Genomic DNA, 15,617 nt, shown 5'->3' on the forward strand with positions numbered 1-15,617 from the left:
TTCGTTCCATCAACCACAAGGAGACACCCAGCATGACGACTTTCACCCGACGCCTCGCACTCACGGCAGTTGCCGCCGCAGCGTTCGCCAGCCTGCCCGCGCTTGCCGCGGAAAAGGTCAACCTTGGCGTTTCGATTCCCGCGGCCACGCACAGCTTCATGGGCGGCATCAACTACTGGGCCAACCAGGCGAAGAAAGACCTGGAGAAGGAACACAAGGACCTGAAGATCACGATCAAGACGGCGGCCAACGCGCCCGAGCAGGCCAACCAGCTGCAAGACCTGTCGACCGTCACCAAGATCAACGCGCTGGTCGTGTTCCCCTTCGAATCCGCCGCGCTGACCAAGCCGGTTGCGCAGGTCAAGGCCAAGGGCGCCTACGTGACCGTGGTGGACCGCGGCCTCACCGACACCAGCGCACAAGATGCGTACGTTGCCGGCGACAACACGGCCTTCGGCAAGATCCCGGCCGAGTACATCGTGAAGCAGCTGGGCGGCAAGGGCAACGTGGTGGCGCTGCGCGGCATTGCGACCACGCTCGACAACGAACGCATGGACGCCTTCAATGCAGTGCTCAAGGGTAGTCCCGACATCAAGCTGCTCGACGCCAAGTACGCCAACTGGAACCGCGACGACGCCTTCAAGGTCACGCAGGACTACCTGACGCGCTTCAAGAGCATCGATGCCATCTGGGCCGCCGACGACGACATGGCCGTGGGCGTGCTCAAGGCCATCGAGCAGGCCAAGCGCGACGACATCAAGATCATCTTCGGCGGCGCGGGCGCCAAGGGCATGGTCAAGACCATCATGGACGGCAAGGACAAGCGCATCACCGCCGATGTGAGCTACTCGCCGAAGTTCATCTACGACGCGATCAAGCTGACGGCCGAGGCGCGCCTGAAGGGCGAGAAGCTGCCGGCGACGACGATCATTCCTTCGGTGCTGATCACCAAAGAGAACGCCAAGGACTTCTACCACCCCAACTCGCCTTTCTAAGGTGACCGAGATCGCTTCACGCAAGCTCCGCTACGCCATGGTCGGCGGCGGCCGCGACGCCTTCATCGGCGGCGTGCACCGCAAGGCCATGGCGCTCGACGGCCAGATCGAGCTCGTGGCCGGCGCGCTGTCGTCGAGCCCGGACAAGGCGCGCGCCTCGGGCCGCGACCTCGGCCTGGCCGACGACCGCAACCACGGCGATTGGCAGGCGCTGCTGGCCGACGAGCTGAAGCGCCCGGAGGGCGAGCGCATCGACTTCGTGTCGATCGTCACGCCCAACCACGTGCATTTTCCGGTGGCGCAGGCCTTTGCCGAAGCGGGCTTCCACGTGGTCTGCGACAAGCCGCTGGTGCACACGCGCGAGCAGGCCGACGCGCTGGTTGCGACCGTGGCGAAGCAGGGCACGGTGTTCGGCGTCACCTACAACTACACCGGCTATCCGATGGTGCGGCAGGCGCGCGAGATGGTGCGCTCGGGCCAGATCGGCGAGGTGCGCAAGGTCGTCGTCGAATACAACCAGGGCTGGCTCGCAAGCCATGTCGAAGGCGGCACCAACAAGCAGGCTGACTGGCGCACCGACCCCGCACGCAGCGGCGCGGCCGGCGCCATCGGCGACATCGGCTCGCATGCCGAGAACCTCGTGGCCACAGTCACCGGACTGCAGATCGAAAGCCTGTGCGCCGACCTCGGGGCGCTGGTGCCGGGCCGCATGCTCGACGACGACGGCAGCCTGCTGCTGCGTTTCAAGGGCGGCGCGCGCGGTGTGCTCATCGCTTCGCAGATCAACACCGGCCTGGAGAACGACCTGCGCCTGCGCGTGTCGGGCACGCTGGGCACGCTCGAATGGCGCCAGGAGCAGCCGAGCCGGCTGGTGCACCTGCCGCATGACGGGCCCCTGCGCGTGTTGACGCGTGGCGCGGCGTGGCTGTGCGAATCGGCGCGGCGCGCAAGCCGGCTGCCGGCGGGGCATCCCGAAGGCTTCATCGAGGCCTTCGCCAACGTATACGCAGGCGTTGCTGCGGACATCCGCGCCCGGCTCGCGGGCCAGCCGGCCGATCCGCTGGATGCCGACTACCCGCGCGTGGAAGACGGCGCGCGTGGGGTGCGCTTCATCGAACGCACGGTGGCTTCGTCGAAAAGCGAATTAAAGTGGACGCCCTGGTAGCGCGCAGCGCGCTGCACAGGCCTCCATGACACCCTCCGCATCCGACGCTTCTTCCACTTCATCGGCAACGCAGCCCTGGCTCGCCGCCCTCTGGCGCCGCTGCATCACGCTGTTCCCCCTGAAGCTGGTCGGCAACACGGTCGCCACCCTCGGCTTCTTCCCGCTGTACTTCTGGATCATGAAGAACGCCGGCCAGGCCTGGGTGCTGCCGCTCACACCCATCGACCGGCTGATCGCCTTCTGGCCGGCGCTGCTGCCGGTGTACCTCTCGCTCTGGGGCTACATCGCGCTGCCGGTGCTGCTGGCCAAGGACAAGCGCGAGCTGCTGGGCTTCTCCTTCGGCTGCGCGGCCATGACGGCGCTGGCGCTGCTCGTGTTCTGGTTCATGCCCACGGCGATTCCCAACTTCGCGGTCGAGGCGGCCCCGGGCACCTCGCTGCAATTCCTCAAGATGGTCGACTCGGCCGGCAACGCCTTTCCCTCGCTGCACGTCTCGTTCTCGGTGTTCGCCTGCGTCATGCTGGCGCGGCAACTGCGCGATGTGGGTGCGCCGGTTTGGCTTCGCGTCGTGAACGTGGCCTGGGCCGCGGGCATCGTCTATTCGACGATGGCGGTGCGCCAGCATGTGCTGATCGACGTGCTGGGTGGCCTCGCGCTGGGTGTGGCGCTCGGTGTCGTCACGCGGCAGCGCGGCCCGGTGCTCGCGCCGGCGCAGCAGGCGCGTCCGGCTTAGGCCGATTGCGCTATTCCGCCGCCGCGGTGCACGCGGTACAACCCGGGGATCGTCGTCCACCGATGCGGGAGCCCGTCATGAAGATCCGTTTGTCCGCCGCCGCTGCCTGCATGGCGGCCAGCGCCATCGCGTGTCCCGCGTTCGCGCTCGATTTCCCTTCGCGCAAGCCCGGCCTGTGGGAGATCCAGTCCGGGGACCCCACGGGCAAGGGCGCCGGCCACACCATGCAGCAGTGCATCGACGCGGCCAGCGACAAGGCCTTGCGCGACATGGGCCAGGGCATGGGCAAGGACATGTGCTCCAAGCAGGAGCTGCGCGCCGACGGCGGCAAGCTGGTGATGGACTCGGTCTGCAAGATCGGCAACACCGTCGCCACCTCGCATGCAGTGATGAGCGGCGACTTCAGCACCGCCTATCGCATGGAAAGCAAATCGACCTACAACCCGCCGCTGATGGGCCGCGCCGAAGGCGCGAGCGTCATGGAGGCGAAGTGGATCGGCCCCTGCAAGGCCGACCAGAAGCCGGGCGACATGGTCATGTCCAACGGCATGAAGATGAACGTGCTCGACATGATGAAGACCCGGCCGCAAAAACCATAGCCTGTTGCGCAAGCCCGGCTGCGCCTACCATGGCGTGCCATGCCCGCAAAGCAGGAAGAAGATCTCCTCGTTGTCGCCCGGCCCGAGGGCCTGTACTGCCCGCCCGGCGATTTCTACATCGACCCGTGGCGGCCGGTGGCGCGCGCCGTCATCACGCACGCGCACTCTGACCACGCGCGCCCCGGGCATGCGCACTACCTGGCCCACACCGACAGCGCCGGCACGCTGCGCACGCGGCTCGGCCCTGACATCGACCTGCAGACGCTAGCCTACGGCGAGGCCATCGAGCACCACGGCGTGCGCGTCTCGCTGCATCCGGCCGGCCATGTGCTGGGCTCGGCACAGGTGCGGCTCGAACACGGCGGGCGCGTGTGGGTGGCCTCGGGCGACTACAAGACCGAACCCGACGGCACCTGCACGCCCTTCGAGCCCGTGCCTTGCGACACTTTCATCACCGAGTCGACCTTCGGCCTGCCGATCTACCGCTGGCCCACGCAGGCCGTGCTGTTCGCGGAGATCGATGCATGGTGGCGCGCCAATGCGGAAGCAGGACGCGCGTCGGTGCTGTTCTGCTATGCCTTCGGCAAGGCGCAGCGCATCCTGCACGGGGTGGACGCAAGCATCGGGCCGATCGTCGTGCACGGGGCGGTGGAGCCGCTCAACGCCGTGTACCGGGCGGCGGGCGTGGCATTGCCGCCTACCTCGCGCGTGAGCGATGAAGGCGTCGATGCCGCATTGCTGAAGCGCGCGCTGGTGCTCGCGCCGCCATCAGCACAAGGCTCGCCGTGGATGAAGCGCTTCGGCAACTACGCCGATGCCTTTGCGAGCGGGTGGATGCAGCTGCGCGGCACCCGGCGGCGGCGCGGCGTGGACCGCGGCTTCGTGATGTCCGACCATGCCGACTGGCCTGGACTGCAGCAGGCAATTGCAGGCACCGGCGCGGAGCGCGTGTTCGTCACGCATGGCAGCGTGCAGGTGATGGTGCGATGGCTCACCGAGATCGGCCTCGACGCACAAGGCTTCAAGACCGAGTACGGCGACGAGGACGATCAGGAGGCAGAGGCATGAAAGCCTTCGCTGCCCTCTACCGCGACCTCGACGCCAGCACGTCGAGCCTCGCCAAGCAGGCGGCACTGCAGCGCTACCTGCGCGACGCAGATGCTGCCGATGCCGCATGGGCCGTCTACTTCCTCGCCGGCGGCAAGCCGCGCCAGCTCGTGCCCACCAAGCTGCTGCGCCTGCTTGCACAGGAAGCGGCGGGCCTGCCCGAATGGCTGTTCGACGAAAGCTACGACGCGGTGGGCGACCTCGCCGAAACCATTGCGCTGCTGTTGCCGCCACCGAGCGAGGCGCATGAGCTCGGCCTCGCGGACTGGGTCGAGCAGCATCTGCTGCCGCTGCGCGAAGCCGCAAAGACCTCGCCCGAGCAGCTTGCAGACCGCCTGCGCGCGCAATGGCGGCAGCTTGCTGCCGAAGAGCGGCTGGTGTACTTCAAGCTCATCACCGGTGCGTTCCGTGTCGGCGTGTCGAAACTGCAGGTCACGCAGGCGCTCGCCGCGGTCGGCGGCATCGATGCCAAGCGCGTCGCGCAGCGGCTCATGGGCTACACGCACATCGGCGCGCGGCCAAGGGCCGACGACTACCGCACGCTCATCGCCCCCGAGTCAAGCGCCGAGCAGGTGCAGAAGACCAGCGGCCAGCCGTACCCCTTCTTCCTCGCGCATCCGTTCAACCTGCCGCTCGAGCAGTTCGACGCCGCGCTGGGCCCGCCGTCCGACTGGATCGTGGAATGGAAATGGGACGGCATCCGTGCGCAGCTCATCAAGCGCGCGGGCGTCGTGTGGCTGTGGTCGCGTGGCGAAGAGCTGGTGACGGAGCGCTTCCCCGAGCTCGCCGCTCTCGGTGAAGCCCTGCCCGACGGCACCGTGCTGGACGGCGAGATCGCCGTGTGGCGCGACGACCGCGTGCAGCCCTTCGCCGAGCTGCAGAAGCGCATCGGCCGCAAGACGCTGGGCGCGAAGCTGCTGCGCGACATTCCCGTGGTGCTGCTGGCCTACGACATCCTCGAATGGGAAGGCCGCGACCTGCGCGTGCTGCCGCAGTCGCAGCGCCGCACGCTGCTCGACGACCTGGTCACGCGCATGCAGCGTCCCTCACTGCTGCCGAGCCCGATGCTCACGGGCTCAGACTGGTTCGATCTCGCGCGCCAGCGCGAAGCGGCACGCACCATGGGCGTCGAAGGCATGATGCTCAAGCGCCGCGACGCGCAGTACGGCGTGGGCCGCACCAAGGACGTCGGCGTATGGTGGAAGTGGAAGATCGACCCGCTCAGCGTCGATGCGGTGCTGATCTACGCGCAGCGCGGCCACGGCCGGCGCGCGAGCCTCTTCAGCGACTACACCTTCGCCGTGTGGGACGGCCCGCCCGGGCAGGAAGACCGAAAGCTCGTGCCCTTCGCCAAGGCCTACTCGGGCCTCACTGATGCCGAGATGGCGCGCGTGGACGCGATCATCCGCAAGACCACGGTGGAAAGCTTCGGGCCGGTGAAGAGCGTGAAGCCGACACTGGTGTTCGAGTTGGGCTTCGAGGGCATCGCGCGCAGTACGCGGCACAAGAGCGGCATCGCGGTGCGGTTTCCGCGGATGCTGCGGTGGCGGGAAGACAAGCCGGTGGAAGAAGCGGACACCCTGCAGACGCTGGCGGCGTTGTTGCCCCTATGAAAAGGGCCGTCAAGCAGGCGCTCGACGTGTGGTTCGCTGCGCGCGGCTGGAAGCCCTTCAAGTTCCAGCGCGAGGTCTGGAAGGCCATCGGCGAAGGCAAGTCCGGCCTGCTGCATGCCACTACCGGTGCAGGCAAGACCTACGCGGTGTGGCTCGGCGCACTGCAAGCCTTCTCGCAGGCTCGCAAGGCAAGCGCGCGGCCTGTGGCCCCGCCGCTCACCGTGCTGTGGCTCACACCCATGCGCGCGCTTGCGGCCGACACGCTGCGCGCCCTGCAGCAACCGCTCGAAGCCCTAGGCGCCGAGGTGCATCCGTGGAGCGCGGGCGCGCGCAGCGGCGACACCACGTCTGCCGAACGCAGCGCGCAGAACCAGCGCCTGCCCACGGTGCTCGTCACCACGCCCGAAAGCCTTTCGCTGCTGCTCGCGCGTGCCGATGCCCGCGAGGTGCTCGGCCACGTGCAGATGGCGGTGGTCGACGAATGGCACGAGCTGCTCGGCAACAAGCGCGGCGTACAGGTGCAGCTTGCGCTCGCGCGGCTGAAGCGCTGGAACACTGGCCTCGCGATCTGGGGCATGTCGGCCACGCTGGGCAATCTGCATGAGGCGATGCATGCGCTGCTGGGGCATGAAGAAGGCGTGCTCGTGCAGGGGCAGGTGCCGAAGAAGCTCGTCATCGATTCGCTGCTGCCTGGCACTGCCGAGCGCTTTCCGTGGGGTGGTCACCTCGGCCTCACGATGCTGCCGCAGGTGATCAGCGAGATTGCCGCGAGCAAGACTGCGCTGGTCTTCACCAACACACGCTCGCAGGCCGAGATCTGGTACCAGGCGATGCTCGAAGCCAAGCCCGAATGGGCCGGCCTCATCGCGCTGCATCACGGCTCGCTCGACCGCGAAGTGCGCGAGTGGGTCGAGCTGGGCCTGAAGAGCGGCGAGCTGAAGGCAGTGGTCTGCACATCGAGCCTCGACCTGGGCGTGGACTTCCTGCCGGTCGAGCGCGTACTGCAGATCGGCTCGCCCAAGGGCGTGGCGCGGCTGCTGCAGCGCGCGGGCCGTTCGGGCCATGCGCCAGGGCGGCCGTCGCGCATCACGCTCGTGCCCACGCACAGCGTCGAGATGGTGGAAGGCTCGGCAGCGCGCACGGCCATTGCGGCGGGGCACATCGAGGCGCGGCATTCGCCCGACCAGCCGCTCGACGTGCTGGTGCAGCACCTGGTGACGGTGGCGCTGGGCGGTGGCTTCGTGCCCGGCGACCTGTACGAAGAGGTGCGAGGCACGGCCGCGTACGAAGGCCTTTCGCGCGAGAGCTGGCAGTGGTGCCTCGACTTCGTCTCGCAAGGCGGCCCCTCGCTCGCGGCCTATCCGGACTACAAGCGCGCCGTGCCCGATGCAGAAGGCGTCTGGCGCGTGCCCGATGCGCGGCTCGCACGGCGGCATCGCATGAACATCGGCACCATCGTGAGCGACGCGAGCATGTCGGTGCAGTACCTCGGCGGCTCGAAGATCGGCAACGTCGAAGAGAGCTTCGTCGCACGCATGAAGGCCGGCGACTGCTTCCTGTTCGGCGGCCGGTTGCTCGAACTCGTGCGCATCCACGACATGACGGCCTGGGTACGGCGCGCCAGTGGCAAGCGCCCTGCGGTGCCGCGCTGGAGCGGCGGGCGCATGCCGCTGTCGAACACGCTGGCCGATGCGGTGGTGCAGCAGCTGGCGCTGGCCGGCGAGGGGCACTACGACTCGCCCGAGCTGCAATGCGTGCGCCCGTTGCTCGAAATACAGCAGCAGTGGTCGGCACTGCCGACGCCGCAGACGCTGTTGGCCGAGACCTTGAGCACGCGCGAGGGCTCGCACCTGTTCCTCTATCCGTTCGCGGGCCGGCATGTGCACCTTGGGCTCGCGAGCCTGCTGGCCTGGCGCGTCGCGCAGCATGAGGCGCGTACCTTCTCGATCGCAGTCAACGACTACGGTTTCGAGCTGCTGAGCGCGACCGAGGTCGATTGGACTGCGCTGCTGCCGCAAGTGCTGAAGTTGCCGGAGGGCGATGACGCGCATGCGGCGTTGCTGCACGAAGTGCTGGCGTCGCTCAACGCGAGCGAACTCGCGCAGCGGCGCTTCCGCGAGATCGCGCGCGTGTCGGGGCTCATCTACCAAGGCTATCCGGGTGAGAAGCGCAGCAGCAAGCAGTTGCAGGCATCGTCCTCGTTGTTCTGGGAGGTGTTCCGCAAGTACGACCCCGGCAACAGGCTGCTGCAGCAGGCCGAGCAGGAGCTGCTTTCGCAGGAGCTCGAAATCGGCCGCCTGCGCGCCAGCCTCGAGCGCATGGCCACGCAGCAGCTCGTACTGAAGCCGCTGGCGCGGCCGACGCCGTTCTCATTTCCGCTGATGGTCGAGCTGTTCCGCGAGAAGCTGTCGAACGAGAACGTGGCCGACCGCATTGCGCGCATGGTCGAGCAGCTGGAGAAGGCTGCAGGTGGCGCTGTCACGGCTGGTGGCGTGGAGCGCGTGAAAGGCACGCTGGCCTTCGGTCAGGAGGGGCCGGGCAAGCCGGCGAAGTCGCCGTCAAGTTCTCGACGAGAGCGCAGGCGGCCTTCGCGTCCGTTGCCGCCCCTGTGAACAGATCAGCCGGCGCCGTGCGCCTTCACCCATCGCACGATGTCCGCCGCACTCATCGCTCCGGCCTGTCGCGCTACTTCGCGGCCACCGCGGAACAATGCCAGCGTCGGGATGCTGCGGATGTTGAAGCGCGCGCCCAGGGCAGGCACGGCCTCGGTGTCGACCTTGGCCAACCGCACCCGCGGTTCGAGCTGGGCCGCGGCCTGCTCGTAGCCCGGCGCCATCTGGCGGCACGGGCCGCACCAGGGCGCCCAGAAGTCGACCAGCACCGGGATCTCGTTGCGCGAGATGTGGCGGTCGAAGGTGGCTTCGTCCGGCAGCGCAGTCGAATGGCCGGCGAACAGCGGGCGGTGGCAGCTGCCGCAGTCGGGCGCACTGCCCAGCTGCGCCGCGCGCACGCGGTTGGTCGTGTGGCAATGCGGGCAGACGATGTGCAGCGGGGGCGATTCGGTCATCTGTAGAAACTGGGGGCTGCTGGAGCCCATTGCAAGACGGTCGCCTGCCAGAGCGTCTTTTGCGACACTGGCAGCCCGTGACCTTTCCAGACTCCTCCGCATCGCCGCTCCCGGTCCATTGGGCGGGCGAACTGCTGCACCTGCTGCCCGAGCGGGCGTTGTGGTGGCCCGATGCGCGCGTGCTGTTCGTGGCCGACCTGCATCTGGGCAAGGCCGCGACCTACCGCGCGCTCGGCCAGCCGGTGCCGGGCGGCACCACGCAGGAAAACCTGGCGCGGCTCGATGTGCTGATCGAACGGCATGCACCGCAGCGCATCGTGTTTCTCGGCGACTTCCTGCACGCGGCGCAGGCGCGCACCGTGCTCGCCACGGTGGAGGCTTGGCGCACGCGCCATGCGGGCGTCCCGATGACGCTGGTGCGCGGCAACCACGACAGCCGCGCGGGCGATCCGCCGGACACGCTCGGCATCGCGGTGGTCGACGAGCCATTTCTGCTCGGGCCGTTCGCCTGCTGCCACCATCCGCAGACCCATGCGACGCACTTCGTGCTGGCGGGGCACCTGCATCCCGTTTGCAGGCTCCACGGACCGGGGCGCGACAGCGTGCGGCTGCCTTGCTTCGTGAGCGATGCGCAGCAAGCCGTGCTGCCGGCTTTTGGCGAGTTCACGGGCGGGTGGTTGATGGAATCGGCGCCGGGGCGGCGCTTTCATGCGGTGGGTGGCGATGCCGTGTGGGCCTTGCCGCCGCAGGAAGGCTAGAGCACGACGGGCTCGTCCGGCAGCTCGTTCACGTCCACATCGCCCTCGCCCAGCGGAAAGTGTTTCACCAGCAAGGCCGAGATTTCTTCCAGCGCCTGCGTGAGCCCATCCTCGAAACGGCCTTCGCGAAAGGCCGCGCCCATGCGCTGCGCCATTGCGGCCCATTCGGCATCGTCTACGCGAGCATTGATGCCGCGGTCCGCCACGATCTCGATGGCGTGTTCGGCCAGCAGCAGGTAGATGAGCACGCCGTTGTTGTGTGCGGTGTCCCACACGCGCAGCTTGCCGAACAGCGTGACGGCACGCTCGCGCGGCGGCGCATGGCGCCACAGGTACGACATCGGCAGGCCGGCCTCGACGCAGATGCGGATCTCGCCGCTGTGGCGTCGCTCGCTCGCGGCCACGCGGCCTGCAAGGCGTTCCAGCGCGGCCGCGGGTAGCGCACGGCGAACCTCGGACTCGTCGATCCAGCGATGGCGCCAGATGCGGCCGAGCTTTGAGAAGAAGCTGGCGTCGGTTGGATTGGTCGTCGTCATCGTGTTCACCAGTCCCCCGACGCGCCGCCGCCGCCGAAATTGCCGCCGCCGCCGGAGCTGAAACCTCCGCCGCCGCCGCCACCACCGCCGCTCCAGCCTCCGCCTCCACCGGAGCTCCAGCCGCCACCCCCGCCGCCGCCAGTCCGCCCGGCGCCCGCGACCAGCGAGACGATGAGTGCGACAAGCGCCGCGATCACCGCGATGGCGATGCTGGTGGTGATGAAGAAAACGACCACGCCCACACCGCCGCCCACGACCATCGTGCCCAGCTTCTTGCCGAGGACGGCGCGCGCGACCGGCGCACCGATGAAGACGCCGACGAACAGGAAGATCGCGAGGTTCTCCCAGTCGAAGCCACCACCGCCGCCTCCGCTGCCCGTGTCGCGCGAAGGCTCCGGCAGCGGCTCGCCGTCGACCAGCCCGATGAGCCGATCCACCGCCGCGTTCAGTCCGCCCGCGAAGTCGTTGTTGCGAAAGCGCGGCTTCATCTCCTCGTCGATGATGCGCACGGCCGCGAGGTCGGGCACCGCACCTTCGAGCGCCTTGGCGGTGGCGATGCGCATCTTGCGGTCGTCCTTGGCCACGACCACCAGCAGGCCGTCGCCGACGTCCTTGCGGCCGATCTTCCAGGCGTCGCCCACGCGCTGCGTGTAGCTGGCGATGTCCTCGGGCGCGGTGGTCGGCACCATCAGCACCACGATCTGCGAACCCTTGCGCTGCTCGAAGGCTGCGAGCTTGGTGTCCAGGCCGTTGCGCTGCGCGCTGTCCAGCGTGCCGGTCTGGTCGATCACCCGCGCGGTGAGCGCGGGCACCGGCAGCAGGCCCTGGGCCAGCGCGACCCCGGCCAGGGTCGCGAGAACGAGCGCGGCCAGTGCGCGACGGAGCAGTGCGGCAATGGCCATTGGTGCTGGCTTACTTCTTCGGAGCGCTGAAGTCGACAGTAGGCGGCGTGGAAATCTGCGCCTCGTTCTGCACCGAGAAGTTGGGCTTCGGCGCGTAGCTGAAGATCTTGGCCGTGATGTTGGTCGGGAAGCTGCGCGCGAGCACGTTGTACTCCTGCACGCTTTCGATGTAGCGGTTGCGCGCCACGGTGATGCGGTTCTCGGTGCCTTCCAGCGTCACGCGCAGGTCGCGGAAGGCCTGGTTGGCCTTGAGCTCGGGGTAGCGTTCCGACACCACCATCAGCCGCGACAGTGCTGACGAGAGCTCGCCTTGCGCCTGCTGGAACTTGTTGAAGGCTTCGGGGTTGTTCAGCGTCTCGGGCGTCACCTGGATCGAGGTGGCCTTGGCGCGCGCCTCGATCACCTTGGTGAGCGTGTCCTGCTCGAAGCTGGCTTCGCCCTTCACGGTGGCCACGATGTTGGGCACGAGGTCGGCGCGCCGCTGGTACTGGTTGAGCACCTCGCTCCAGGCCGATTTGCTGGCCTCGTCGAGGGACTGGAACTGGTTGTAGCCGCATCCGCTCAGGGACAAGACCGCCGCGAGAATCAAGAGCCAGCGCTTCATCATCATTTGCATTACCTCCGCAGAATTGCCGGAAGGTAGCATAGATGGCTCCATGTCCCTCGACCCTCTACAAGCCTTGCGGGCCGCCAACCGTGCGGTACTGCCCGTTGCTTCCGACGCTTTCGGCACGCTGCTGATCGCGGGCGCGACCGGTGCGCTGGGAGCGGAGCTGCTGCGGCGGCTGGCCGGCAGCCACCGGCATGCCCATACCCGCGTGCTGGCGCGCGAGCCCATTCGCGACGGGTTGCGCGGCGTGGAAACCTACCTGAGCCCGGCCCCGCCGATCGCGCAATGGCCGCTGACTTCGGCCCACACGGCCATCGTCGCCTTCGATCCGCCGCGGCTATACCACGACCGCGAACGCGCGCTGTGGGTGCCCGAGCCTTCAGATTTGCCCGAACTGGCCCGATGGCTGCGCGCCTGCGGCGTGCAGACGCTGGCCATCGTGCAGCCGCACGACCAGGGCCGGCTGCCCGAGGCGCTCAAGCGGGGGCTCGCGAGCCTCGACGAGCAGGCGGTGGTGGCCTGCGGCTTCGAGCGCGTGATCCTCGTGCGCTCGGCGCGCAAGCCGGTGAACGCGAAGTTCGCCAACCCGCTCGAGCGGCTGGCCGCGTGGATGCTGTCCGTCGTGCGCTTCATGGTGCCTAGCAGCGAACAGCCGGTGCGCGCATCGAAGGTGGCCGAGCTGGTCGACGTGGCGCTGCGCATCGCGCCGCCGGGCGTGCATGTGGCCGCACCCGAAATGGTGTGGCAGGCCGCCCAGGGCGACATGCCCGGCGTGGCCGCACGCTGGCTTGGCGTATCGGGTTAATTCAGCTGCGCCACTGGCGCAGCAGTTCCGCCGAATCGACCACCAGCCCGAGGTGCAGCGACACCATCGCCAGCGCCGCGCCCTCCAGGTGCGGGTCGGTGCCGCGCACCAGGTCGCGCAGCACGATCACGCGGTAGTTGTGGTTGTTGGCGTCGAAGGCCGTGTTGAGCACGCAGCAGTCGGTAAAGCCGCCGTTGAGCACCACCGTCTCGATGCGCTGGTTGCGCAGCAGAAAGTCGAGGTCGGTCGGGTAGAAGGCCGACAGCCGGCGCTTGCTGTCCACGCGCATGTCGCCGGGCTCGACGCGCGTGACCCACTCGGTCCACTTCGAGCCTTCGATGGCGTGCGCGTCGGCGTTCGGAATTTCGCCGACGTGCAGCGGAAAGGTGCGCCGCCATGCAGAAGGAATGCCGCGAATGTCGTCCACGCCATCGGGCCGCAGCACCGACTTGATGTGCACGATGCGCACACCCATGGCGCGCACTTCGTCGTGGAAGCTGTCGATGGGCGCCACCACGTCGCGTGCGCGCGGCGCGGGGCAGGGGCAGTCGGGGCTGTCGTCGAGGTGGCCCCGATGCATGTCGATGGAGACGACCGCGGTGGTGGCGGGGTTCAGGTAGTCGGCGAATTGCGCCGCGTCGAGCTCGCGCTCTTCGTTGTAGACCCAGGCCTTCATCGGCGTTCTTCTCTCACGTAGGGTTGGCCCAGCGCGCCGGGCTCTTCATCGGCGCCGCGCCGCGAGAGCGCGACCCACACCATCACGCCGAGCGTCACCGCATACGGCGTCATCATCACGAAGTACTGCGGCAGCTGCACGCCGGCTGCGGCCAGCTGCGGAATCAGCGCCTCGATGCAGCCGAACAGCAGCGCGCCGACCAGCGCCTTCCACGGCGACCAGCGCGCGAAGATCACCAGGCCCACCGCGATCCAGCCGCGTCCGCCGGTCATGCCCGCGATCCACAGCTTGGTGCTGACCACCGAGATGTAGGCGCCCGCCAGCCCCACCAGCGCCGAGCCCGCGAGCACCGCCGCGAAGCGCCATGCCGTCACGCGGATGCCGGCCGCGTCGGCCGCCTGCGGGTTCTCGCCCACCGCGCGCAGCCGCAGGCCGGTGGAGGTGCGTGCAAAGAACCACGCCACCGTGCCGAAGATCGGCAGCGTGAGCCACACCATCGCGTTCTGCTCGAAGAGCCTGCCCACGACCGGCAGCAGCGACAACGGCCACAGCGCCATCGCGCCGATGCCTTCGGTGGCATGGTTGGTCCAGTCGGCCATCGAGCCGACCAGCGCCGTGAGCCCCTGGCAGAAGAACACCAGTGCGAGACCGGCAATCACCTGGTTCACGCGCAGCCAGATCACCATTACCGCGAACAGCACCGACACCACGCTGGCCGCCAGCATTGCGAGCACCAGCGACACGGCCGGCTGCCCGATGACGATCTGCGCACCGATGCCGGCGAGTGCGCCGACCAGCATCAGCCCTTCGGCGCCGAGCGCGAGCACGCCCGCGCGCTCGCAAATGATGAGGCCCAGCGCCGCAAGCGCATACGGCACCGCGAAGTCCGGCGTGCTCGCGAGCCAGTTGAGCATGATGCTGCCGCTCATTGCGCAGCCTCCCCGCCCACGCGGCGCAGCCGGTGGCGAATGAAGAAATCGCTCGACGCCACGCACACCACGATCACCGCCTGGATGAGCTGCACCATCGAGAACGGCACCTGGTAGAACACCTGCAGGCTGCGTCCGGTGACGAACAGCGCCGCCACCAGCAGCGCCACCACCGTGGCCGCGAGCGGGTTGTTGCGCGCGAGAAAGGCGATAAGGATGCCCGAGAAGCCATAGCCCTGATAGAAGGCCTGAGTGAGCCGGCCCTCCTGCCCCGCGACCACCGCGAAGCCCGCGAGTCCGGCCATCGCGCCCGACAGCAGCACCGCGCCATAGATCGTGCGCCGCACCGGCACGCCGTTGGCATGCGCAACGCGCGGGTTCGCATCGACGAAGCGCAGGTAGAGCCCCACGCGGCTCACGCTCACCAGCCACCACGCCAGCAGCGCGACCACGCCTGCGAGCAGGATCGAACTGCCGATGCCCGCACCCAGCTCGGGCAGCCGCTCGAACACGCGGAACTGCGGCGAGTACGGAAAGTTGTCCTTCGGGTCCTTCCAGCTGCCGTAGACCAGGTGCAGCAGGAAGTTGGCCGCCATGTAGTTGAGCATCAGCGTCGAGATGATCTCGTTCACGCCGAGCTTCAGCTTGAGCCACGCGGGGCCCAGCACCCACAGCAGGCCGCAGCCGATGGCTGCCGCAAACATCAGCGGTAGGCGCAGGTTCTCGGGGCCGATCTGCCACATCGAGATGGTGGTCGCGCCGATGGCGCCCCAGATCATCTGGCCCTCGAGGCCGAGGTTCCAGAAGCGCGCGCGGAATGCGATGGAGCCCGCGAGGCCGACGAGGATCATCGGCGCGGCCTGGAACAGCACGGCGCGGAAGTTCTGGCCGTCGAAGAAGGTCTGCATCACGAACTCGTTGGCGAGTTCATCGGCGGGCACGCCCGCGGCCACGAGGATCGCGGCGGAGATGGCGAAGCCCACGAGCAATGCGGCCGCAAGGATCAGCGCCTGCCAGCGCCAGGCCATGTGCTGGCGGATTTCGAGCGCGTAGCGGCGGCGCGCGAGCGGTTGTGTGTGCTGCTGCGAGTTCACCTGGGTCCTGGGTGCTTGTGCCATGTCG

Annotated in this window: 16 protein-coding genes; 9 read left to right on the forward strand and 7 right to left on the reverse strand. The window is 68.4% G+C overall.

All coding sequences use genetic code 11. The annotated features are described in order from the left end of the window. Nucleotides 1-32 precede the first annotated feature (32 nt). From ACZYSP_RS33615 to ACZYSP_RS33645, 7 genes are all read left to right on the forward strand, one after another. On the forward strand, nucleotides 33-995 hold the full coding sequence (locus ACZYSP_RS33615) for a substrate-binding domain-containing protein (protein WP_093057726.1): 963 nt from the start codon (nucleotides 33-35) through the stop codon (nucleotides 993-995). Nucleotides 996-1,032: 37 nt separating this feature from the next. Further along, nucleotides 1,033-2,160, forward strand: a complete 1,128-nt coding sequence (locus ACZYSP_RS33620; RefSeq protein WP_489018941.1) for a Gfo/Idh/MocA family protein — start codon at nucleotides 1,033-1,035, stop codon at nucleotides 2,158-2,160. A 25-nt stretch (nucleotides 2,161-2,185) separates the two neighbouring features. Continuing rightward, the gene (locus ACZYSP_RS33625) at nucleotides 2,186-2,893 is read left to right on the forward strand and encodes a phosphatase PAP2 family protein (RefSeq protein WP_489018892.1); all 708 of its coding nucleotides are present in this window, start codon (nucleotides 2,186-2,188) and stop codon (nucleotides 2,891-2,893) included. 77 nt (nucleotides 2,894-2,970) lie between these two features. Continuing rightward, on the forward strand, nucleotides 2,971-3,492 hold the full coding sequence (locus ACZYSP_RS33630; RefSeq protein WP_093079037.1) for a DUF3617 domain-containing protein: 522 nt from the start codon (nucleotides 2,971-2,973) through the stop codon (nucleotides 3,490-3,492). Between the two features lie 39 nt (nucleotides 3,493-3,531). After that, the gene (locus ACZYSP_RS33635) at nucleotides 3,532-4,560 is read left to right on the forward strand and encodes a ligase-associated DNA damage response exonuclease (RefSeq protein ID WP_489018894.1); all 1,029 of its coding nucleotides are present in this window, start codon (nucleotides 3,532-3,534) and stop codon (nucleotides 4,558-4,560) included. Then, nucleotides 4,557-6,212, forward strand: a complete 1,656-nt coding sequence (locus tag ACZYSP_RS33640; RefSeq protein WP_489018896.1) for an ATP-dependent DNA ligase — start codon at nucleotides 4,557-4,559, stop codon at nucleotides 6,210-6,212. Before ACZYSP_RS33635 ends, ACZYSP_RS33640 begins: the two co-directional genes overlap by 4 nt. Then, the gene (locus ACZYSP_RS33645; RefSeq protein WP_354336825.1) at nucleotides 6,209-8,824 is read left to right on the forward strand and encodes a ligase-associated DNA damage response DEXH box helicase; all 2,616 of its coding nucleotides are present in this window, start codon (nucleotides 6,209-6,211) and stop codon (nucleotides 8,822-8,824) included. Before ACZYSP_RS33640 ends, ACZYSP_RS33645 begins: the two co-directional genes overlap by 4 nt. A gap of 5 nt (nucleotides 8,825-8,829) precedes the next feature. On the opposite strand, the gene trxC is transcribed toward ACZYSP_RS33645, so the two are convergent. After that, nucleotides 8,830-9,279: a thioredoxin TrxC gene (gene trxC / locus ACZYSP_RS33650; protein ID WP_093079099.1), complete on the reverse strand. Its 450-nt coding sequence runs from the start codon at nucleotides 9,277-9,279 to the stop codon at nucleotides 8,830-8,832. 77 nt (nucleotides 9,280-9,356) lie between these two features. Here trxC and pdeM point away from each other — a divergent pair, with 77 nt between their 5' ends. Continuing rightward, nucleotides 9,357-10,037: a ligase-associated DNA damage response endonuclease PdeM gene (pdeM, locus tag ACZYSP_RS33655; RefSeq protein WP_489018899.1), complete on the forward strand. Its 681-nt coding sequence runs from the start codon at nucleotides 9,357-9,359 to the stop codon at nucleotides 10,035-10,037. On the opposite strand, the gene ACZYSP_RS33660 is transcribed toward pdeM, so the two are convergent. The 3 genes from ACZYSP_RS33660 to ACZYSP_RS33670 are packed head-to-tail and all read right to left on the reverse strand — an operon-like array spanning nucleotide 10,034 to nucleotide 12,085. Then, nucleotides 10,034-10,573: a TPM domain-containing protein gene (locus ACZYSP_RS33660; protein WP_489018901.1), complete on the reverse strand. Its 540-nt coding sequence runs from the start codon at nucleotides 10,571-10,573 to the stop codon at nucleotides 10,034-10,036. The genes pdeM and ACZYSP_RS33660 overlap by 4 nt on opposite strands. A gap of 5 nt (nucleotides 10,574-10,578) precedes the next feature. Next, nucleotides 10,579-11,475: a TPM domain-containing protein gene (locus tag ACZYSP_RS33665; protein ID WP_489018903.1), complete on the reverse strand. Its 897-nt coding sequence runs from the start codon at nucleotides 11,473-11,475 to the stop codon at nucleotides 10,579-10,581. 10 nt (nucleotides 11,476-11,485) lie between these two features. Continuing rightward, a complete protein-coding gene (locus ACZYSP_RS33670) occupies nucleotides 11,486-12,085 on the reverse strand; it encodes a LemA family protein (protein ID WP_371127398.1) in 600 nt (199 codons plus the stop codon). Nucleotides 12,086-12,131: 46 nt separating this feature from the next. Between ACZYSP_RS33670 and ACZYSP_RS33675 the strand changes: the two genes are divergently transcribed. Further along, nucleotides 12,132-12,890, forward strand: a complete 759-nt coding sequence (locus tag ACZYSP_RS33675; RefSeq protein ID WP_489018906.1) for a hypothetical protein — start codon at nucleotides 12,132-12,134, stop codon at nucleotides 12,888-12,890. A 1-nt stretch (nucleotide 12,891) separates the two neighbouring features. Here ACZYSP_RS33675 and ACZYSP_RS33680 read toward each other — a convergent pair whose 3' ends face one another. The 3 genes from ACZYSP_RS33680 to ACZYSP_RS33690 are packed head-to-tail and all read right to left on the reverse strand — an operon-like array spanning nucleotide 12,892 to nucleotide 15,613. Beyond that, complete coding sequence (locus ACZYSP_RS33680) at nucleotides 12,892-13,566, reverse strand: cysteine hydrolase family protein (protein WP_097197816.1); 675 nt, start codon at nucleotides 13,564-13,566, stop codon at nucleotides 12,892-12,894. Then, nucleotides 13,563-14,495: an ABC transporter permease gene (locus tag ACZYSP_RS33685; RefSeq protein ID WP_489018908.1), complete on the reverse strand. Its 933-nt coding sequence runs from the start codon at nucleotides 14,493-14,495 to the stop codon at nucleotides 13,563-13,565. Before ACZYSP_RS33685 ends, ACZYSP_RS33680 begins: the two co-directional genes overlap by 4 nt. Beyond that, on the reverse strand, nucleotides 14,492-15,613 hold the full coding sequence (locus ACZYSP_RS33690; protein ID WP_371258851.1) for an ABC transporter permease: 1,122 nt from the start codon (nucleotides 15,611-15,613) through the stop codon (nucleotides 14,492-14,494). The genes ACZYSP_RS33685 and ACZYSP_RS33690 overlap by 4 nt, the downstream gene beginning before the upstream one ends. Nucleotides 15,614-15,617: the final 4 nt, after the last annotated feature.

It is taken from the genome of Variovorax sp. F042 (genome assembly GCF_057814215.1).